This is a genomic window from Helicobacter pylori (genome assembly GCF_001998165.1).
Taxonomy (GTDB): domain Bacteria; phylum Campylobacterota; class Campylobacteria; order Campylobacterales; family Helicobacteraceae; genus Helicobacter; species Helicobacter pylori_DL.
In genome coordinates, this window is sequence record NZ_MTWR01000163.1 from 1 (window position 1) to 222 (window position 222).

1 protein-coding gene is annotated in these 222 nt (G+C 40.1%); it reads left to right on the forward strand.

Going from position 1 to position 222, the window contains the following annotated elements; genetic code table 11:
- The coding region (locus tag BZK24_RS08690) for an AAA family ATPase (RefSeq protein WP_143424421.1) at nt 1-222 on the forward strand (222 nt) is incomplete at both ends.

The following is a 222-nucleotide window of genomic DNA, read 5'->3' on the forward strand; positions in this document are numbered from 1 at the left end:
GCAACTTGCAAATTTCTTTTTGCGCGGCTAAAAAACGCCAAGAAAGTTTGGATCACATGCTCTTTTTTGGCCCGCCCGGTTTGGGTAAAACTTCAATCAGCCATATCATCGCTAAAGAAATGGAAACCAATATCAAAATCACCGCCGCTCCCATGATAGAAAAAAGCGGTGATTTAGCCGCCATTTTGACTAATTTGCAAGTTGCTTTTAATCTTTTTTTGA